Annotated in this window: 1 protein-coding gene; it reads right to left on the reverse strand. The window is 48.1% G+C overall.

Going from position 1 to position 343, the window contains the following annotated elements; translation table 11 throughout:
• Window positions 1-343 (reverse strand): chorismate-binding protein (locus FLQ44_RS25525; RefSeq protein WP_206208744.1); only part of this gene is annotated, 343 nt, incomplete at both ends.

Here is a 343-nt window from a genome sequence, read left to right on the forward strand (position 1 = left end):
TCTGGCTCAGAATCGGCAACCAAACCGGCACCGGCTTGAACAGATACAATATTTTGCCCATTGCCTTGGCTGCGAACCACCATTGTGCGAATGGCGATTGCACTATTGAGCTGACCCTCAAAATCGTAATAGCCATAAGCACCGGAATAAGGGCCGCGCCGGCATCCCTCTAACTCATGAATAATTTCCATCGCCCGAATTTTAGGCGCACCGCTAACTGTGCCGGCGGGGAAGCAAGCTTTCAGTAAATCCCAGGCTGTTTTATCCTTCGCTAATTGACCAATCACGTTACTGACAATGTGCATCACATGAGAGTAACGCTCAATAATCATTAATTCGTCAA

Origin of the sequence: Vogesella mureinivorans (genome assembly GCF_007644035.1) — a bacterium.
GTDB lineage: Bacteria > Pseudomonadota > Gammaproteobacteria > Burkholderiales > Chromobacteriaceae > Vogesella > Vogesella mureinivorans.